Source organism: Pseudonocardia xinjiangensis (assembly GCF_012911925.1).
GTDB lineage: Bacteria > Actinomycetota > Actinomycetes > Mycobacteriales > Pseudonocardiaceae > Pseudonocardia > Pseudonocardia xinjiangensis.
On record NZ_JAAXKY010000056.1, the window covers coordinates 12,714 to 31,480 of the forward strand.

Genomic DNA, 18,767 nt, shown 5'->3' on the forward strand with positions numbered 1-18,767 from the left:
CAGCCCTCAGGTCGAGCCGACCCACTCGTCGGTGCCGTCGGTGAACGCCTGGTGCTTCCAGACGGGCAGCAGCCGCTTCACCTCCTCGACCAGTTCGGCGCAGGTCTCGAAGGCCTCCCGCCGATGGTCGGCGGCAACGGCGCAGGCGAGTGCGACGTCCCCGATCTCGAGCCGGCCGACCCGGTGGCTCACCGCGATCGCCCGCACGCCCGTCGCGCGCGCAGCGATGTCGGCGGCCACCTCGGCCACGACCTTCTCCGCGCTCGGGTGAGCGCTGTACTCCAGGCCGCGCACGGCCCGCCCGCCGTCGTGGTCACGCACCACACCGGCGAACGTCACCACGGCGCCTGCGGCGGCCTGGTCGACGAGCGCGGCGTGCTCCGCCACGTCGAGCGGCGACTCTCCGACGGCAGCCCGCAGGACTACCGCTCGGGTCGTTGCTTCCGTCATCGATGATCGCCTCCTCGAAGCTGGTCCACCGCGTGCTCCAGCACCTCGGCGAGTACCGACAGGCCGTCGCGGACCCCACCCGTCGATCCGGGCAGGTTCACGACGAGCGTGCGTCCCGCGACCCCGCTGAGCCCCCGGGAGAGCACCGCCGTGGGCACCTTCGGCGCTCCGGCGGCCCGGATCGCGTCGGCCAGGCCGGGCACCTCGTAGTCCAGGATCCCGCGGGTCACCTCCGGTGTTGCGTCGGTGGGTGAGATGCCGGTGCCACCGGTGGTGATCACCACGTCGACCCCGTCCGCGACGGCTGCCCGCAGGGCGTCGCCGACCGGTTCGCCGTCGGGCACCACGGACGGGTCCGGGGTCTCGAACCCCCGCTCGCGCAGCCAGTCGACGATGAGCGGGCCCCCGGTGTCGGCGTAGACGCCCGCGGCGGCCCGGTTCGACGCCGTCACCACGCGGGCGCGGCGGCCGGGAGCGCTCACGTGCGGTCCTCCGGACGCGTCCAGGTACCCGTCTTGCCGCCGTCCTTCCGCTCCACCCGCACGCCGTCGAGCACCGCGGCAGGGTCGACGGCCTTGACCATGTCGTGCAGGGCCAGCCCGGCCACGGCGACGGCGGTGAGCGCCTCCATCTCGACGCCGGTGCGGTCGGTGGTGCGCACGGTGGCCCGGATCCGCACCTCCGCCCCGTCCGGCTCGAGGTCGAGCACCACCCCGCTCAAGGCGATCGGGTGGCAGAGCGGCACGAGGTCGGGGGTGCGCTTGGCTCCCATGATCCCGGCGATCCGCGCGGTGGCGAGCGCGTCGCCCTTCGGCAGGCCGTCGCGGCGCAGCAGTTCCACCACCTCGGCGGTGGTGCGCAACGTGCCGGTGGCGACCGCCGTGCGCGCGGTGGGTTCCTTGTCGGTGACGTCCACCATGCGGGCGGCGCCTGCCGTGTCGACGTGGGTCAGCTCCACACCCGAACCCTACGGCGTGGTCGGAGCCGACGCCGCGAGGCGCGGAAGCGAGCACATGAGGGTGATCTGCATCACCGTGAAGCAACCTTCGATGATCTCGAACGTTGATCATCCGGGGATGGTGAGCAGCCACAATTCTGTCCCACTGGGCCGTTCGGAGTACACGATCGGGGCGCGTGCCGCTCCGCGCGCTGTGTTTGCTCCCGGCCCGGACGGACGTAGCGTTCTCCGCGGCCCTCCGGAACTCCCCAGGTTCTGAAGGCCCCGGAACCGCAGCGCTCCCCTGTCCGGCGGTCCCGGCTCCCCGTTGCCTCACGAAGCGCGGGACAGGAACGGACCGTGGTGGCAGCCCCTCTGCCGCCCCGCCAGCTCCCCGGCGGACGTCTGTGCGCAGCGCACGGAGATACACCCATGGCGCGCTACCGCGGCCGTCACCGTGCCCCCACCACGACCGGGCGGACCATCGCCCGCACCGCACTAGCCGGAGCCGTCGCAGGAGCACCACTCGTGATCGCCACCCCGGTGGCTCACGCGGCGACCGACAGCACGTGGGACCGCGTCGCCCAGTGCGAGAGCGGCGGCCGGTGGGACATCAACACCGGCAACGGCTACCACGGCGGACTGCAGTTCTCGCCGAGCACCTGGAGAGGTTTCGGCGGCGCCGAGTTCGCCCCGGTGGCGTACCAGGCCAGCCGCGCTCAGCAGATCGTCGTCGCCGAGCGCGTGCTGGCCAAGCAGGGCTGGGGCGCATGGCCCGTCTGCTCCCGCAAGGCCGGAGCCGTCGGCGAGCCGGCCACCCAGCGCAGCGCCCCCGCCCAGCAGGTGCGGCTCAGCGCTCCCGCCGCCCCTGCTGCCACGAGCGGCACGTACGTCGTGCAGCGCGGGGACACCCTGTCGTCGATCGCGAGCCGGCACGGCGTCGCCGGTGGCTGGAAGACCCTGGTGAACAAGAACCCCGGGCTCGCCGGGAACCCGCACAAGATCTCCCCCGGGCAGCACATCACCCTGTGATCCCGCCTGCTGACCCGCAGCCGCCCTCCGGCGACGGGGCCGGGTGCGGGTCAGCAGGATCGGTAGCGAGCCAGCTGCTCGGGAGTGTCGACGTCGTCGGGGTCGGCCAGGTCCCCGCACTCCACCAGAGCGAGATCGGGGTGCCCGGACAGGTAGCCGCGGGCTCCGGCGTCGCCGGTCGCCGCAGCGCGCACCCCGGCCCAGTGTGACCGTCCGATCAGGACGGGGTGGGCCGGGTGCCCGGAGTAGGCGGCCCGCAGCAGGACGTCGGGCGTGGCCCGGGCCCCGATCCGGGCCACGGCGGCCGCCGTGACCCCCGGCAGGTCCACCAGGTGGACGAGTGCGGCGTCGGGAACGGGGTCGAACTCCGCCAGCGCGGCGAGCCCGGTGCGCAGCGAAGCACCCATGCCCTCCGCCCACCCCTGCGCCACCACGACGTGAACGCCGGACGGGACGAGGTCGGCCACGGCCGTGGCCTCCGCGCCGAGCACCACGACCAGCGGCGCGCAACCGCCGTCGGCGAGCACCCGCAGCGCTCGCCGGACGAGTGGCTCGCCGCCCAGCTCGACCAGCGCCTTGGGCCTGCCCATCCGGCGCCCGGCACCTGCCGCGAGCAGCAGGCCGGCGGGGACGCTTATCTGTTGATCTCCGTGACGGGGTGCACGTAGGGCACCTCATCGAGCGGGAACTCCACGTCGCCGAACGGCGACAGGGAGCCCTGCCGGGGACTGGCGAGCTCGCTCACCGGATGTTCGCCGTCGGGCAGCTCCGGCCACGTCGGGTCGATCCGGCCCTCACGGGCGGCCTTGGCCACGGTGTCCTCCTCGGGGTCGGGCGTCGCGGCCGATTATCCCGTACCGGACCGCGTGGTGAGGGACGAGGTCAGGTACGGACCACTTCGGACCACATCCGAACCCGTCGCAGCACCCAGCTGTCGTCCTGACGATCAGGTGCGGTGCACGAGGGGCGTCGTGCAACGGGCGCCGACTACCGTGGAGGCGATGCCCACTCCGCTGGTCGACTGGTTGCGCGCCCAGGACGACGAGACTCTCGCGGTTCTGCTCCGGCTGCGTCCGGACCTGGCCGTGCCGCCCCCGGCGGACCTCACCGTGCTCGCCACCCGGGCCGGCATCCGGGCGTCCGTCCACCGCGCGTGCGACGACCTCGACCGGGTCACGCTCATCGTCCTCGAGGCGCTCGTCGTCGCGGGCGCGGACAGCGCGCCGGTCCCGCTCGCCGAGGTACGCCGGCTGCTCGGTCCCGACGTGCCCGGCGCGGCGCTCAGCGGGCCGCTGGCGGCGCTGCGTGAGCGCGCACTGGTGTGGGGGCCCGACGACGAGCTGTCCCTCGTCCCCGCCGCGCTCGACGTGGTGCCGCGCCATCCCGGGGGGCTCGGTCGGGAGACGGCGGGCCTCGCGGGGTCGTCGGAGCTGCCCGGGATGCTCGCGGCGGTGTCTCCCGACGAGCGCCGGGTGCTGGACGCGCTGGCGGCCGGACCGCCGATCGGGCGCAGCCGCGCTGGGTCGGACCCGGACAGCGCGGTCGGCAGGTTGCTGGCCCGCGGGCTGCTCGTGCGCGTCGACGCCGAGACGGTCGAGCTGCCGCGGCAGGTGGGGCTGGCACTGAGGGGCGACCGGCCGCTCGGCACCGTGGACGTCAGCCCGCCGGACATCGGGGCCAGGAAGCGCGGCGCCGACGTCGTCGACCGCACTGCGGGAGGGGCCGCGCTGGGCGTGCTGCGTCAGCTGGAGCTCCTCATCGGCTTCTGGGGCCGGACGCCACCGGCAGTGCTGCGCTCCGGCGGCCTGGGAGTGCGGGAGCTGCGCCGGGCGGCCAAGGAGATGGACGTCGACGAGACCGTGGCGGCCCTGCTCGTGGAGCTGGCCGTGGCGGCCGACCTCATCGGGGAGAGCGACGGCGTGGCACCGGACTGGGTGCCCACCACCAACGCCGACGTGTGGGCGGCAGGCGGTCCCGAGCTGCGCTGGTCGCTGATCGCCCGCACCTGGCTGGACCTCCCGCGGCTCCCCGGACTGGTGGGCCGCAAGGACGACGCCGGACGCGTGATCGCGGCCCTGTCCGAGTCCGTCCGGCGCCCGCTGGCCCCGCGGGACCGGCGCCGGGTGCTCGCCGGGCTGGCCGAGCTGCGTCCGGGCACGGCGCCCGGGTCGCCGGCCGCGCTGCGCGACGTACTCGCCTGGCGCGCCCCGCGCCGCGGCGGCCGGCTCCGCGACGAGGTGGTGGGCTGGGTGCTCACCGAGGGCACCGTGCTCGGCGTGGTCGCCCTGGATGCGATCTCCACGCCGGGGCGGGTACTCCTCGACAAGCCGGACGGGCTGGTGGGCGCCCTGCGTGCCACCCTGCCCGAGCCCGTCGACCACGTGCTCCTGCAGGCCGATCTGACCGCCGTGGCACCCGGCCCGCTCCAGCCCGAGCTCGCCGCGGAGCTGGTGCTGGTGGCCGAGGTCGAGTCAGCGGGCGGGGCCACCGTCTTCCGCTTCACCGACGCCACCATCCGCCGTGCGCTCGACGCCGGCCGCACGGCCGCCGAGCTGCACGAGCTGCTCGCGAAGCGCTCGGCCACCCCCGTGCCGCAGGGCCTGACCTACCTCATCGACGACGTCGCGCGCCGGCACGGACGGCTGCGCGGGGGCGTGGCGTCCTCGTTCCTGCGCTCCGACGACGCCGTGCTCATCAGCGAGGTGCTCGCCCACCCCGACAGCGCGGCCCTGGAGCTGCGCCGGATCGCGCCGACGGTGGTGGTCTCCCCGCTGTCGCTCGTGGAGCTGCTGGACGGACTGCGCGCCGCCGGTTTCAGCCCGGCCGCCGAGGACACCGGCGGTGCCGTGCTCGACCTGACCGACAAGGGCAGACGGACCGCGCCGCGCCGGCGCGCGCCCGGACGGACCGGCTCGCCGCCGGAACCCGGTGGTGAGCAGCTCGCCGCGCTCGTGTCCCGGATGCGCGCCGGGGACGCGCTGGCCGGCGTGCGCCGCGACGCCGGGACCCGGGCCAACGGTGGCATCCCCGACCTGCTGCGCTCGGCCGCCGCTGCCCGGCAGCGCGTCTGGATCGGGTTCGTCGACGGGCACGGTGTGGCCGGCGAGCGGGTGCTGGAACCGACGAGCGTGGGCGGCGGTGTGGTGGAGGGCCGCGACACGGTGGAGGGCGGCCTGCACCGCGTGCCACTGCACAGGATCACCAGCATCGCGATGGTCGAGAGCTCGTCGAACGACTCCTGAGCGCTCTCACGCCCAGACGCAGCCAGGCGCCTCCCGGCTCCGTTCACCCTTGCGGGAGAGCGGAGCCGGGGGAGACGCCTGGTCGCGAAGTGCCTGCCGGGATCAGCGAGCGCCTGCGGTCATCCTGTGCTGCATGGCGTGCTCCACCAGCGCGATGAGGGTCTGCTTCGTGGACTGCCGGATGCGCGCGTCACAACTGACGATCGGGATGGCCGGGTCGATCGACATGGCTTCCCGAACGTCCTCGACGCGGTGCTGGAGCAGCCCGTCGAAGCAGTTGAGGCCGACGACGTAGGGAAGTCCGCGGTCCTCGAAGAAGTCGATGGCCGCGAAGGAGTCGGCGAGCCTGCGGGTGTCGACCAGCACGACGGCGCCGATGGCACCGCGTACGAGGTCGTCCCACATGAACCAGAACCGGTGCTGTCCGGGCGTGCCGAACAGGTAGAGGATCAGTTCCGAGTCGAGTGACACACGGCCGAAGTCCATGGCCACCGTGGTGGTGACCTTGTTGGGCGTGGCCGCGAGGTCGTCGACTCCGGCACTGGCCTCGGTCATGACGGCCTCCGTGGTCAACGGAACGATTTCCGAGACCGAGCCGACGAACGTGGTCTTGCCGACGCCGAAGCCGCCGGCCACCACGATCTTGGCGGAGATGGTTGCCGCGGTGGCGATCATCTGCTGTCCGAATCCCCCTGATTGATTGGTCAACGCCGACGCTGAGCGAGGGGGAGACCCGTCAGGTGGGTAACTAGAGCCGACGGAGTCCACTCAACACCCTTTCCATCAGAGCGAGGTCCGGCACGTTGCCGGCGCTGCTCGCGGTCTGGTGCACGGTCACCGCGCCGAGTGCCGCCATGTCGCTCAACAGCACCCTCGCGACCCCCAGCGGGAGTGACATGAGTGCCGCGACCTCGGCGACCGAGCGCGTCTGCTCGCACAGCTCGGCGATGACCCGGTGCTCGACCTGCAACAGGCCAATCTGGTCCCGGCCAAGTCGGCTCGTGGACACCAGAGTTTCGATGGCCAGGTCGAGCCTGGCCTTGGTACGGCCACGAGTCCAGGCGTACGGCCTGACCGCCGACGCACCCGTCTCCTGACCGAGTTGTTCCGCCTCGACGATGCGCATGTCGATCGGCGCTGTCGCCGGCCCCGGTTTGAACAGCTCGGGCGAAGGTGCTGCTCGCGAAGTGGCCGCACCTTCGTCCGAGTCGGCAGGAACGTCGTCGTTCAGCTCGACGTCGGCACCTCGCCTGCGCCCCCACTTGCGGCGGCGCGGCGTGCGCTTGGCGTCGAAACTGAACCCGTTCATGACGTCGGCGAAAGTTGGCTCCGAGGATTGCCGGCGCTCGTCGTCGGGCCCGGGGGGCATCGGACTCACCTGCCTTCCTACCGATCGGTTGCCATACCGGGGGTCTTACGGGGTGTTGCGGGGTGGTGCTCAGAACCCGCCGAAGGAGCCCTGGAGCTCGGCACGCAGTTCCGGCGTGAGGAGCTGGCCGACCCGGTCGACGAGCAGCGTCATCTCGTAACCGATCAGCCCGATGTCACAGCTGGGGGAGGCCAGTACCGCGAGGCAGGAACCGTCGCTGATGGACATGAGCAGGACGATCCCGCGGTCCATCTCGACGACCGTCTGCACGACGCCACCGGCGTCGAAGCAGCGTGCGGCGCCCTGGGTGAGGCTGACCAGCCCGGACGACACCGCGGCGAGCTGGTCGGCCCGGTCGCGGGGCAGTCGGTCGGAAGCGGTGAGCAACAGTCCGTCGGCCGACACCACGATGGCGTGGGCGACACCTGGCACCCGTTCCGCGAAGTTGGTGACCAGCCATCCGAAGCGGCTCGGCTGCGTCTGTGGCGCCGTCATGAAGACTCCTCGTCGTGATTGACACCAGCGTTGGCGGAATTCGAACCAGCGTTGGCCCCTGAGCCCGGGTCCGCTGCGCCGCGCATGCGGCTCTCGCGGCCTTGACGGACACCGTGCTGGTAGCTGGCGAGCCGGCCCCGGACGGTCTCCGCGCTGCGTGCCGAGGAGACCGGAGGGGCCAGTACTGCGGATCCTGCACTGCCCGGCACGAGCCGTGCCCGTGGGCGCCGCTTGGGCAGTCCGGCGGCCGTGACCTCGTCGGGCTGCTCGGCCACCACCGTGCTCGCCGCTCGCCATCCCTCGTCGGCCTGGCTGGCGAACTCCTGGTCGGCTGCGCGGGCGACGGGCTCCGGGGTGGGTGCCTTCTCCGGTGCCTGGCGGGTCTGGCGGACCGGCTCGGGCGGAGTGGGTGCCGGGGTCGGGCTCGGCGCTGGAGCGGGTGCCGGTGCTGCGGCGGGCGGCGGGGTCGGAGCAGGAGCCGGGGGCAGCGGTGCCGGTGCCGGCGTGGGAGCCGGCGCGGGCGTGGGAGCCGGTGCCGGGCTGGGCGCCGACTGGCGCATCGGAGGACGCTGCGCCGACGGCCGCGGGGGCCCGCCGTGCTCGGTCTGCCAGTTGACCGGGATCGGGCGGTTCGAGCGGAACCACGCCGACGCGATCTCCTCGAAGATCGGCGTGGTCTCGCTGGGGTCGAACTCGCCGGTCCTCCGAGGGCTGACGGGTGCGGCTGCCGGCTCCGCGATGACCGGAACGCTCGGGGCGAACAGCTCGTCAGCCTGGACAGGAGCCTCGGCCGGAGCCGACTGCCCGACTTCACTCTGCTGAGCGTGCTGGGCCTGAGCGTGCTGGGCCTGCTGGACGGGCTGAGCGGGCTGAGGCTGCTGAGCGTGCTGGCTGGGCTGGCTGGGCTGGGCCTGCTGAGCGGGCTGGGCCTGCTGGGAACGCTGAGCCTGGTGGCCGGGCTGAGCAGATCCGGCTTGCTGACCGCGCTGGTCGGAGCCCGTGCCCTGGGTGAACTGCCGCGGAGCCGGCTGCTCCGGCCGAGGCGTGGTGGCCCGGGGCGGGGGCAGCGGGTTGCCCCGGCCCAGGATCGGCATGGGCATCGTGAGCGGGGCCGGCGGCACCTGAGGGGGAGCACCGCGTTGTGGCAGCGCCTCTCCGGGGCGCCCGGTGTCGACCGGGAACGAACCGGTGGGCGCTGCGCCCGCCGAGGCCTGCTCAGCTGCGCGCTCCTGGCCCGATCCCGGCTGGTCGCCCTGCTGCTCACCGCTGGGGGCGGCTTGCTGGCGGGGGTTCGACCCGGAGTCGTCGGACCGCGCGTCCCTACCGGCAGGGGTGGCGCCGGTGCTGAACGTCGGGCTCCCGTTTGAGGTGGTGGGCTCGCTGGGCGCGAACCCGTTGGGAGCAGCGTCGCTGCTGGACCACAACGAGCGGGAGGTGTCGGGCTGGGCGCCGTTCCGGTAGGAGCCGGTGTTGAACGTGGTGCCGGGCTGCTGGTTGGGCGTCTGACGCTGGTCGCGTCGCTGTTGCTGTTGTTGCTGCTCGAGCTTGGCCGCGTCGGACGCGGCCTGTGCGGCGAGATCCCGAGCCCGCTGTACCGCCCGCTGCTCCGCCGCGGCCTGGTCGGCCGCCGCCTGCTCGGCCGGATCAGGCCTGCTGTGCTGCGGGGGCTGGCCTTCGGGTCGGACCGACTGGCCCGGTCGCCTGGTGGGCAGCTTCCCGATCGAGCCGGAGCCGTTGACCGCGGGCGGCGGCTGCGAGGAGAACAGCTGCCCGTCGTGCCCGGCCGGTGCGTCGAAGACGCCCGTGGGGTTGGCCGGACCGTCGGTGCCCGCGACCAGGGCCGAGAGCGATCCGGGACGGGCCGTGCCGTTGGTGCCGGGACGCTGCGCCGAGATGGTGTTCGCGCGGTTGGGGATCGCGGGCGCCGGGCGCTGCGGCTCGTGCGGTTCGCTGGTGGAGGGGATGAGGTAGCCGGGCACGGTGACCGATGCGGTGAGGCCCGCACCGGGACCGCCCGCCGACGACGTGCTGAGCCGCACGTTGATGCCGTGGCGGGCGCCGAGTCGACCGACCACGAACAGACCCATTCGCCGGGACGCCGACACGTCGACGGACGAGGGACCACCGAGTCGCTGGTTGGCGTCGTTGAGCTCGTGGTCGATCATGCCGACACCGCGGTCCGCGATCTCGATGACGATCGATCCGTCGGCCGTGCGGGTGGTGCTCATGACCACCTGCGAGTCGGGCGGGGAGAAGCTCGTGGCGTTGTCGAGCAGCTCGGCCAGCAGGTGGACGAGGTCGGACGCCGCCCGGCCCACGACGTTCACCGTGGGCGGGGCCTGCACGATGATCCGCTGGTACTGCTCGACCTCCGACACCGCGGCGCGGAGCACGTCGACCATCGGGATCGGCGCGATGTTGCGCTTGGCCAGGTCGGTGCCCGCGAGAACCAGGAGGTTCTCACTGTTGCGCCGCATGCGGGTGGCGAGGTGGTCGAGCTGGAACAGGTTGGACAGCTGGTCCGGGTCCTGCTCGTTGCTCTCCAGCTGCTCGATGAGCTGCAGCTGGCGCTCGACGAGCGCCTGGCTGCGGCGGGAGAGGTTGACGAACATCGCGCTGACGTTCTGCTGCAGGGCCGCCTGTTCGGCCGCGAGGCGGACCGCCTGTCCGTGGACCGCGTCGAACGCGCGGGCCACCTGGGCCACCTCGTCGCGGCCGGTGAGTGGCACCGGGTCGACTTCCACGTCGGGCGTCTCGCCCGCGCGCATGCTCTCGACGGCCTGAGGCAGCCGCCGTTCGGCGACGTCGAGTGCCGTGGTGCGCAGCACCTGCAGCGACCGGAGCAGGGCCCGGGCGACGAGCACGGCGATCGTGGCGCCGATGAGCAGGCCGAGCATCAGGATGACCGAGTTGAGACCGGCCTCGTTGCTGGCCCGCTCCTCGGCAGCGGCGCTGGAGCCGGCCAGTGCCTTGCGGATACGGGTGGACGCGCGCTCGGCAGCGGCCTTCGCGTCGGCGTAGGCGGAGTCCCACGCGACGGCCGGGACCGAGATCTGCCTGTTGGGCGCGGTGTCGAGGATCTGTGCCTTCAGGCGCTCGCGCTGCGTGTTGGCGGTGGCGTCGAGGGGGTTACCGACGACACCCAGGGTGAGCGCGGACTGGTACTCGCGCAGGGCCGCCGTGAGCTGGCTGTCGGCGGCGAGCGCGGCCTCCTCGTCGGAGGGCCGCAGGGTGCGGGCCTTGATCGCGGCACCGAGCACCGTGTGCTGCAGGGCCAGCTGCTCCGAGGTGTTCATGACCGCGGTGAGGGCGTCAGGGAGACCCCCGATGCCCGGCGTGCTCAGCTGGCGCAGCAGGGCGCGGCCGAGGACGTCGACGCTGTCGATGATCGTGGTGTAGCGGTCCGTGAGCTGGTCGGAGTTGACCGCAGGGTTCTGCGCGGCGTCGGTGCGGATGGGGCCGAGGCCCGAGAGCTCACGCTCGGCCTTCTGCAGCGCGCTCCGGGTGGTGACCTCGAGCTCGGCCGCGCTGTGCACGGCGCCGAGCATCTGGTCGATCTGACCGTCGGTCTGGTGGAATCCGGCCTCGAGGGCGGCGCGGTCGTCGACGCGGTTGCCCGCGGCGAACAGTGCGGCGGCGTTGCGCTCCTGGCGGAGGGAGTCGGCTGCACTGGAGACGTGCTGCGCCACCTCCAGCAGGCGGCTGCTTCGGCCGAGTTCGGCGGCCTGGCTGGCCTGGTCGGACACCCGGAGGATGCCGAGGGCGAGCGCCAGCATGGCCGGGATGAGACAGACGATGACCAGCTTCCAGGCCAGCGTCCAGTTTCGCGGGTTGAACCGCTCGGACCAGGTGGGCCTGGTCTCGGTGCTGGTCACGTCAACGTCCCCCTGATGATTGCCGGCGACGATCGAGCGAACTCTGGCATGCTCGGGTGATCGCCCGCGAGACCGAACAGGCTGAGCTGCGGTCCAGGGGCGGTGGGTGGCCGGGAGCGGGTGCCAGGCTCGGGGAGCAGTGCAATGGGCATCGGGTCGATCCGTCGCGCCTTCTGTCGGGGGCGGGCCGGTCGGCTGTTCCGGCCCGCGTGGTGCGCGCTCCGCCGGCTCCGACACGCGCCCTCTGGGGAAGGGCGATGACCTCCAGGACCCGGTACGATCGCGGTGGCACACGTGCACTTTCGGACAGAGCCGGCACAGCATAGCCGAAGTGGTCGATCACTCCTTCGTCGAGGCCGGGCGGCGGCGTTCCCCCGAACGGATCCCCTGCCGGTGCACGCGGCAGATCACGTTCACCCCCGGCGTCCGCCGGGTTTTTGTGAGGAGTACCACACGTATGACCGACGGGCCGCTCATCGTCCAGTCCGACAAGACGCTGCTGCTCGAGGTCGACCACCCGGCCGCCACGGAGGCCCGCGGGGCCATCGCGCCGTTCGCCGAGCTGGAGCGCGCCCCCGAGCACGTCCACACCTATCGGGTGACACCGCTCGCGCTGTGGAACGCGCGTGCCGCGGGGCATGACGCCGAGCAGGTGGTGGACGCGCTCGTGCGCTTCTCCCGCTACGCGGTCCCGCAGCCGCTGCTGGTCGACGTGGTCGACACGATGGGCCGGTACGGGCGCCTGCAGCTGACGAACTCGCCCGTGCACGGGCTCGTCATGGTGGCCCTCGATCGCGCGGTGCTGGAGGAGGTGCTCCGGCAGAAGAAGATCGCCCCGCTGCTCGGGGCCCGGATCGACGACGACACCGTGCTCGTGCACCCGTCGGAGCGCGGGCATCTCAAGCAGGCGCTGCTCAAGATCGGCTGGCCCGCCGAGGACCTCGCCGGCTACGTCGACGGCGAGGCCCACCCGATCGCTCTCGCCGAGGACGGCTGGTCGCTGCGCGACTACCAGCGCCAGGCCGTCGAGGGTTTCTGGGCCGGTGGCTCGGGCGTCGTCGTGCTGCCGTGCGGGGCGGGCAAGACGCTCGTCGGCGCGGCCGCGATGGCGCAGGCGCAGGCCACCACGCTGATCCTCGTCACCAACACCGTGTCCGGACGCCAGTGGAAGCGCGAGCTGATCGCGCGCACGTCGCTCACCGAGGACGAGATCGGGGAGTACTCCGGCGAGCGCAAGGAGGTCCGGCCGGTCACGATCGCGACCTACCAGGTGATCACCCGCAAGACCAAGGGCGAGTACCGGCACCTGGAGCTGTTCGACTCCCGGGACTGGGGCCTCGTCATCTACGACGAGGTGCACCTGCTCCCCGCGCCGGTCTTCCGGATGACCGCCGACCTGCAGTCGCGGCGCAGGCTCGGGCTCACCGCCACCCTCGTGCGCGAGGACGGGCGGGAGGGCGACGTCTTCTCGCTGATCGGCCCCAAGCGCTACGACGCGCCGTGGCGCGACATCGAGCAGCAGGGCTGGATCGCCCCGGCCGACTGCGTCGAGGTCCGGGTCACGCTCACCGAGGCCGAACGGCTCGGGTACGCCGTGGCGGAGGCCGAGGAGCGCTACCGCATGGCCTCCACCGCCCACACCAAGCTGAACGTCGTCAAGGCCATCCTCGGCAAGCACCCCGGCGAGCCGGCGCTGGTCATCGGGGCCTATCTCGACCAGCTCGACGAGCTCGGCGAGGTGCTCGACGCGCCAGTCATCCAGGGCTCCACGAAGAACAAGGAGCGCGAGGCGCTGTTCGAGCAGTTCCGCCGGGGTGAGCTGCCGGTGCTCGTGGTGAGCAAGGTGGCCAACTTCTCCATCGACCTGCCCGAGGCGAGCGTCGCCGTCCAGGTGTCGGGCACGTTCGGCTCACGGCAGGAGGAGGCCCAGCGGCTCGGCAGGCTGCTGCGACCGAAGGGCGACGGCCGGCAGGCCCACTTCTACTCGGTCGTCTCGCGGGACACGCTCGACACCGACTACGCGGCGCACCGGCAGCGGTTCCTGGCGGAGCAGGGCTACGCCTACCGCATCGTCGACGCCGACGATCTCCTCGGGCCTGCGGTCCCGGACGTGGGCTGAGCCGCGGACCGTCGGATCAGGACGACCGCGGGTGGCGTACCGCCTCGATCACGGAGGCCATGTCCTCCGCGCCGTGACCCGCTTCGGTCGCCGCCGCGAACTGCTGGTGCAGTGCGCGCATCAGGTTGTCCTCGACGCCGGCGCCGCGGAGGGCGTCCGCGATGAGCGAGGCGTCCTTGGCGGCGCCCTCGGTCGTGAACGAGGTCGAGTAGTCCCCGGCGATCATCGCGCGACCTTTGAGCTGCGCGTAGCCGCAGTCGGTGCCCCCTCCCGCGATGGTGTCGAGAAACTGCTGAGGATCCAGCCCGAGGCCCTCGGCCAGCCCGATCGCCTGCGCGGTGCCGCCCATGACGGACAGCACCCAGGAGTTCGCCACGAGCTTGAGCCGGTGGCCGTCGCCCGGCAGCGGGCCGACCCACACGGTGCGGGCGCCGACTGCGTCGAACACCGGCGCGACGGCGTCGCGGAGATGCTCCGGCCCCCCGGCCAGCACGAGGAGCTTGCCCTCCTCCGCAGGCTGGCGGGTGCCCAGCACGGGAGCGTCGACGTAGTCCACGCCCGCCCGGTCGGCGAGCTCGGCGAGCCGCAGCGCACCGTCGAGCCCGACGGTGCTCGACTGCACCCAGACCGCCCCCTCCGCGGCGGCCGGCAGGGCCTGCTCCATCACCGCCTCCACCGACGCGGCGTCGAAGAGCATGGTGACGATGACGTCGGCCCCGGCCACCGCGGAGGCCGGATCCTCGGCCACGGTCGCGCCGACGTCGGCGAGCGCGCGGGCCTTCCCGGCGTCGCGGTTCCACACCGTGAGGGCGAGCCCGGACCGGGCGATGTTCCTCGCCATTCCGGCGCCCATGATGCCGGTTCCCAGCACGGTCACGGTTTTCGTCGTCGTGGTCGTCACGGTCGTTCTCCTCGCGTTGTCCGTATCGGTCCGGCGCCGTCGGTGCCGCTCGGCGCCTCTCCGGGACCCAGCCTATTCCGAATAGGGCAAGAACGAACAGCAGCTCATCGTGCCTGTTCAGCGCCGTTCGGCGAGCCATCGACCCGTGTCGTGGCCGGGTCTCCGGGAAGAATTGATGCGGCCCCGCCGCGATTTCTGGAACAGATCATCGGTGCCCCCGCCGGGCGGCGAAAACGGTCAAATCGACAAACCGCGCGGGAGCGATGTCCCGGATGCGCAATCCGGTCACCCCGTGGTTCAGGAGCGCGCGCGCCCGGGCGTGCTGTCGCGGATGATCACTTCTCCGCGTACCCGCCTGATCCGCGGCTGGTCGGCGGGCGGCTCGAGCACCAGTTCCAGTGCCCAGGCGCCCAGGTCCTCCAGCGGCAACCGGACGGTCGTCAGGGCCGGGGTGGCATCGCGCAGGGTGGTGATGTCGTCGAACCCGGCCACCGCCATCGTCGACGGCACCGCGATCCCGCGGTCGCGCAGCGCGGCCAGCGCGCCGAGCGCCATCACGTCGTTCACCGCGAACACGCAGTCGATGTCGGCGCCGCGGTCGAGGATCTCGATCATCGAGTCGTAGCCGCCGTCACGGGTGAACCCGCCGTACGCGACGTCGTCCTGGCTGATCTGTACTCCGGCGCGCGTGGCGCCCTCGCGGAACCCGGCGAACCGGTCGCGGGCGGTGAGCAGGTCGGCCCGGCCCGCCAGCACCGCGAACCGGCGGTAGCCGCGGCTGCACAGCGCCTCGGCCAGTGCCCTGGCGCCTGCCCGGTTCTCCAGGACGACGGTGTCGGCCGCGATCTTGCGCTGGCTGATGAAGGCGACGCGGCCGCCGGACTGCTCGAACGAGCGCACCTCGGCGCCGAGCCGGTCGGTGAGGTCACGGTCGTGCACCCGGCTCCCCACGACGATCACGGCGCGGGCCCGCTGGCTCCGGAGCGCTGCCACGTAGTCGAGCTCGCGCTCCTCCCGGCCGAACGTGCACGCCATCGTGACGACGAGACGGTGGTCCTCGGCGGCCCGGATGGCGCCGGAGGCGATGGAGGAGAAGTAGGGGTCGCCGACGTCGCCGATCACGAGCCCCACGAGGTTGGTGTGGCCCCTGGCCATCGCCTGGGCCTGCGCGTTGGCCGAGTACTGCAGGGCGTCGGCGGCCTCCAGCACCCGGTCGCGCAGGTCGGGCCGCACGCGCCGGGTGCTGCCGTTGAGGGCGCGCGAGGCGGTGGCCAGGGAGACCCCCGCCGCGCGTGCGACGTCGAGAAGGGTGACCGACGCGGTCGTGACGCGGTCGCTCATGGCCGGCCTCCTGTGCTGCGGGACCGGGCGCCGGACCGGCGGACCGGACGGGCCGCGCCGTCGACGGCCCAGCACCGTTGATGACACAGCGCCGTCGACTGCCACAGTGCGTCCGGCCCGCGGTCCAGACCCCGTATCGGTGGAGCCTACCGCCCGGCCCGAGGGAGGAAAGCGCATTCCCCCTCTTGGGTGGCGTGGCCCGGGCTCAGCCGGCTCCGCCGACGGGTACCACCGACCCGATGCGCACCGGATCGTAGGGGGTGAGGAAACCGCACATGCCCAGAACGGCCGCGGGCGGCTCCTCGATCCGTGACACACCCGCGTCCAGCAGGTGCGAGTGGTCACCTGCGGCCAGCGCGGCCAGCTGCTCGCCGGTCCGGCTGCTCATCGCGGCCGCGCCCTCCTCCCACCGGGCCCGCCACGCCCCCAGCTGGGGACGCACCAGCTCCGTGGCGGCGGCGTAGAACGCGTCGAGCGCGGCACCGTTGCCCGCGGCCAGCTGCCGTGTGAGCTCGGCGAACCCCTCGATGGCCAGGTCGCGCCGGGCTCTCGCGCGCTCCTCGGACGGCACCCCGTCCGGACCCGCCAGTGAGGTCGCCCGCCGGTAGGTGTCGCGGTCGGCCAGGTGGGCAGGCGGGAGGGTCAGCACCGCATCGCCCGCCTCCGGCAGGCCGGTGTTCTGCATGACCACCACCACGTGCAGGTCACCGTCGTTCACCGCGCGGTGGATCGTGCCCGGGGTGAACCAGACGACGTCCCCGGTGTGCAGCGGGGACTCCACGAGACCTGCCGCCGCGGTCAGCGTCTGGAGCCTGCCGGTGCCGCCGACCACGATGTAGCACTCGGAGCAGCACAGGTGCATGTGGGGCGACCCGCCGCACAGCCCGTCGGCCGTCTCCCAGGGGTAGACGCGCAACGCGCTGATCCCCACGCCACCCGGGAACTGCGGCAGGGCAGCGCTCACAGCGAATGCTCCGCGGCGAAGCCCTCGCACTCCGCGCGCGTCCAGATCCGGTCGGCGACGGCCACCCGGTGCTGCAGCGAGAGCGAGTCGCCGTCGGCGAGCGTGATCTCCTTGTCGAACGCCGGCGACGGGTTCACCGCGGGGAACGGGTCGTTGCGCACGAACCAGGTGAGCGTCCCGTGGGTGGTCGACCCGGCGAGGACCAGCACGGTCGCGCCGCCGTCGACGTCATCGTTCTTGCCCGTGTACGCGAGCCACGGTGAATCGGTGGTGCCCATCGTCTCCGGCCCGCCGCCACCTCCGGCGGTGATGATCTCGCCGCCGGTGAAGCCGCGGGGCCCGCGCCAGAAGAACCCCGTGTAGCCCGCGTTGGGACGCCCGTGCGTCGTGGGGCTGCCCAGCTCCAGTGCCTCGCCGCGGATGTTGCGCAGCTCCGTCCCGAAGTCGAGCAGCCACGTGCCGCGCCCGGCGTCGACGCCGTGGAAGCGCAGCGTCCGCGTCTCCGCCACCCAGCTCTCGCCGGTCGAGGCCACCCAGGTGAGCGACTCGCGGAGGGTGAGCTCGTCCCCGGTCAGGTCGATGATGTCGAACGAGTCGTGGCGCATCGTGCCGACGTTGTCCAGCGCGACGTAGCCCTGCCCGTGCACGTAGGTGTTGCCGCCCCAGAAGTTCTGCCCGGACACGTGCGACCAGGTCATCTGCAGGCCCTTGTGCCAGCGGTGGTCGTGCGGGCGGTACGCCGCCACGAGGGCGCCGGACAGCGTCCGCATCGGGTACAGGTAGGGCTTGGGCGCCTCGAAGGTGGGCAGGTCGTGGCCGTAGACGTAGCTCGCGATCTCCACGTCGCCGACGCCGACACCGATCTTCAGACCGTGCTCGTGCGTGACCGTCAGCCCGGTCATCGGGCCACCACCGCCGGGACGCCCGCCGTGTACCGGCCGCCGCCGTCCAGGTGTGCGTGGAAGGGGTTGCCCGGTTCCAGCTCGTCGCGGGTGACGGGGCGCCCGGTGATCGCCGACTGGTACAGGCCTGTGATCAGCTCCATGCTGCGGCGCCCGTCGGGACCGCTGGCCGGCGGCCGTCCGCCGCGGTCCATCGCGTCGAGGAACTCCGCCAGCTGAACGTTGTGCGAGCTGCGGACGTCGGTGGCCGGGAGCCAGCCCGCCGAGCGTTCCTCGGCGACGCCGCGCAGTGGCGTCCAGGTCCAGTTCGAGTTGTCGTAGCCGTACAGGTGCGAGACCTCGACCGTGGCCTCGGAGAAGTCGAAGCGCAGGTAGCTGACCTCGCGCGGGGACAGGACGCTGTTGACGACCGACACCAGCGCCCCGGACTCGAACGACACCGCCGCGAGCGAGACGTCCTCGGTGGCGATCCGCCGGTCCAGGGTGCCCATCATCGCGCGGACCTCGCGCCAGTCCCCGAGCAGCGAGAGCATCAGATCCATCTGGTGGATCCCGTGCCCCATCGTGGGGCCGCCGCCCTCGGTCTCCCACCTGCCCCGCCACGGCACCTCGTAGTAGGCGTCGTCGCGGTACCAGAGCGTGTGGCAGATGCCCACGAGCGGGCGCCCGAGCGCCCCGGTGGCGATCTGCTCGCGCAGGGTGCGGGCGGCGGAGCCGAACCGATGCTGGAACACGTACCCGACGTACGGGCCGCCCTCCCGCTCCTCGGCGGACAGCGCGTCGTACTCGGCCAGCGAGAGCACGGGCGGCTTCTCGCACCACACCCACGCGCCGGCCTGCAGGCAGGCCCGGACGCCGTCGTGGTGGGCCGCCGGCGGGGTGCAGATGATCGCCAGGTCGGGCCGTTCGGTGGCCAGCATCGTGTCCAGGTCGGTGTAGGTGTGCTCCACCCCCCACTCCGCGGCGAACGCGGCGGCCCGGTCGCCGTCCACGTCCACCACGGCCACGACGGCGGCGCGGCCGTCCTGGGCCTGGATGGCCGGCAGGTGGCGGCCACTGGCGATGGCACCCGTACCCACGATCGCGACCCGGTACTGCTTCTTGCCGTCTGGCATGTGCACGAGCTCCCTCGGGTTGTCG

At 72.8% G+C, this 18,767-nt stretch carries 14 protein-coding genes and 2 pseudogenes; 3 read left to right on the forward strand and 13 right to left on the reverse strand.

Features of this window, described 5'->3' with window-relative positions; genetic code table 11:
* Positions 1-6: 6 nt before the first annotated feature.
* Together HF577_RS39295 and moaC are read right to left on the reverse strand one after the other, a co-directional pair.
* Positions 7-932: pseudogene (locus HF577_RS39295) on the reverse strand (molybdenum cofactor biosynthesis protein MoaE).
* The gene (moaC, locus tag HF577_RS17965) at positions 929-1,408 is read right to left on the reverse strand and encodes a cyclic pyranopterin monophosphate synthase MoaC (protein WP_169397037.1); all 480 of its coding nucleotides are present in this window, start codon (positions 1,406-1,408) and stop codon (positions 929-931) included. The pseudogene HF577_RS39295 and the gene moaC overlap by 4 nt, the downstream one beginning before the upstream one ends.
* 411 nt (positions 1,409-1,819) lie before the next feature.
* Here moaC and HF577_RS17970 point away from each other — a divergent pair, with 411 nt between their 5' ends.
* The gene (locus HF577_RS17970) at positions 1,820-2,419 is read left to right on the forward strand and encodes a LysM peptidoglycan-binding domain-containing protein (protein WP_169397038.1); all 600 of its coding nucleotides are present in this window, start codon (positions 1,820-1,822) and stop codon (positions 2,417-2,419) included.
* Positions 2,420-2,469: 50 nt separating this feature from the next.
* On the opposite strand, the gene HF577_RS17975 is transcribed toward HF577_RS17970, so the two are convergent.
* Positions 2,470-3,057 carry a nucleotidyltransferase family protein gene (locus tag HF577_RS17975; protein WP_312859211.1) on the reverse strand — a complete coding sequence of 196 codons (588 nt, stop codon included), beginning with the start codon at positions 3,055-3,057 and terminating at the stop codon, positions 2,470-2,472.
* The gene (locus HF577_RS17980; RefSeq protein WP_169397040.1) at positions 3,054-3,233 is read right to left on the reverse strand and encodes a hypothetical protein; all 180 of its coding nucleotides are present in this window, start codon (positions 3,231-3,233) and stop codon (positions 3,054-3,056) included. Before HF577_RS17980 ends, HF577_RS17975 begins: the two co-directional genes overlap by 4 nt.
* Positions 3,234-3,420: 187 nt before the next feature.
* On the opposite strand from HF577_RS17980, the gene HF577_RS17985 reads away from it, so the two are divergent.
* Entirely contained in the window at positions 3,421-5,661 is a 2,241-nt protein-coding gene (locus HF577_RS17985) for a helicase-associated domain-containing protein (protein WP_169397041.1), read from the forward strand.
* 102 nt (positions 5,662-5,763) lie between these two features.
* On the opposite strand, the gene HF577_RS17990 is transcribed toward HF577_RS17985, so the two are convergent.
* The 4 genes from HF577_RS17990 to HF577_RS18005 form a co-directional block, all read right to left on the reverse strand.
* A complete protein-coding gene (locus tag HF577_RS17990; protein WP_169397042.1) occupies positions 5,764-6,336 on the reverse strand; it encodes a GTP-binding protein in 573 nt (190 codons plus the stop codon).
* 73 nt (positions 6,337-6,409) lie between these two features.
* Positions 6,410-7,030 (reverse strand): DUF742 domain-containing protein, encoded by a 621-nt coding sequence (locus HF577_RS17995; RefSeq protein ID WP_211174447.1) that lies wholly within the window; start codon positions 7,028-7,030, stop codon positions 6,410-6,412.
* A gap of 69 nt (positions 7,031-7,099) precedes the next feature.
* Positions 7,100-7,525, reverse strand: coding sequence for a roadblock/LC7 domain-containing protein (locus tag HF577_RS18000; protein ID WP_169397043.1), 426 nt, complete (start codon positions 7,523-7,525; stop codon positions 7,100-7,102).
* Entirely contained in the window at positions 7,522-11,400 is a 3,879-nt protein-coding gene (locus HF577_RS18005; protein ID WP_169397044.1) for a sensor histidine kinase, read from the reverse strand. Before HF577_RS18005 ends, HF577_RS18000 begins: the two co-directional genes overlap by 4 nt.
* Positions 11,401-11,857: 457 nt before the next feature.
* Between HF577_RS18005 and HF577_RS18010 the strand changes: the two genes are divergently transcribed.
* Complete coding sequence (locus tag HF577_RS18010) at positions 11,858-13,519, forward strand: DNA repair helicase XPB (RefSeq protein ID WP_169397045.1); 1,662 nt, start codon at positions 11,858-11,860, stop codon at positions 13,517-13,519.
* A 16-nt stretch (positions 13,520-13,535) separates the two neighbouring features.
* Here the strand turns inward: HF577_RS18010 and HF577_RS18015 are convergent.
* The 5 genes and pseudogenes from HF577_RS18015 to HF577_RS18035 all read right to left on the reverse strand — a co-directional run.
* A pseudogene (locus tag HF577_RS18015) lies at positions 13,536-14,468 on the reverse strand (NAD(P)-dependent oxidoreductase); the annotation flags it as partial.
* Positions 14,469-14,717: 249 nt separating this feature from the next.
* Positions 14,718-15,761 carry a LacI family DNA-binding transcriptional regulator gene (locus HF577_RS18020; protein WP_169397046.1) on the reverse strand — a complete coding sequence of 348 codons (1,044 nt, stop codon included), beginning with the start codon at positions 15,759-15,761 and terminating at the stop codon, positions 14,718-14,720.
* A 205-nt stretch (positions 15,762-15,966) separates the two neighbouring features.
* Positions 15,967-16,725, reverse strand: a complete 759-nt coding sequence (locus HF577_RS18025) for a cupin domain-containing protein (RefSeq protein WP_312859210.1) — start codon at positions 16,723-16,725, stop codon at positions 15,967-15,969.
* Complete coding sequence (locus tag HF577_RS18030; protein WP_169397047.1) at positions 16,722-17,627, reverse strand: DUF6807 domain-containing protein; 906 nt, start codon at positions 17,625-17,627, stop codon at positions 16,722-16,724. Before HF577_RS18030 ends, HF577_RS18025 begins: the two co-directional genes overlap by 4 nt.
* A complete protein-coding gene (locus tag HF577_RS18035) occupies positions 17,624-18,742 on the reverse strand; it encodes a Gfo/Idh/MocA family protein (RefSeq protein WP_169397048.1) in 1,119 nt (372 codons plus the stop codon). The genes HF577_RS18030 and HF577_RS18035 overlap by 4 nt, the downstream gene beginning before the upstream one ends.
* Positions 18,743-18,767: the final 25 nt, after the last annotated feature.

What these genes read in the sequence shown, in the direction of transcription:
- HF577_RS17990 (WP_169397042.1), bottom strand. Translation starts at nt 6,336, where the DNA reads ATGATCGCCACCGCGGCAACCATCTCCGCCAAGATCGTGGTGGCCGGC.
- HF577_RS18020 (WP_169397046.1), bottom strand. Translation starts at nt 15,761, where the DNA reads ATGAGCGACCGCGTCACGACCGCGTCGGTCACCCTTCTCGACGTCGCA.
- HF577_RS17985 (WP_169397041.1), top strand. Translation starts at nt 3,421, where the DNA reads ATGCCCACTCCGCTGGTCGACTGGTTGCGCGCCCAGGACGACGAGACT.
- HF577_RS18035 (WP_169397048.1), bottom strand. Translation starts at nt 18,742, where the DNA reads ATGCCAGACGGCAAGAAGCAGTACCGGGTCGCGATCGTGGGTACGGGT.
- HF577_RS17995 (WP_211174447.1), bottom strand. Translation starts at nt 7,030, where the DNA reads ATGCCCCCCGGGCCCGACGACGAGCGCCGGCAATCCTCGGAGCCAACT.
- HF577_RS18010 (WP_169397045.1), top strand. Translation starts at nt 11,858, where the DNA reads ATGACCGACGGGCCGCTCATCGTCCAGTCCGACAAGACGCTGCTGCTC.
- HF577_RS17970 (WP_169397038.1), top strand. Translation starts at nt 1,820, where the DNA reads ATGGCGCGCTACCGCGGCCGTCACCGTGCCCCCACCACGACCGGGCGG.
- HF577_RS18000 (WP_169397043.1), bottom strand. Translation starts at nt 7,525, where the DNA reads ATGACGGCGCCACAGACGCAGCCGAGCCGCTTCGGATGGCTGGTCACC.
- HF577_RS18030 (WP_169397047.1), bottom strand. Translation starts at nt 17,627, where the DNA reads ATGACCGGGCTGACGGTCACGCACGAGCACGGTCTGAAGATCGGTGTC.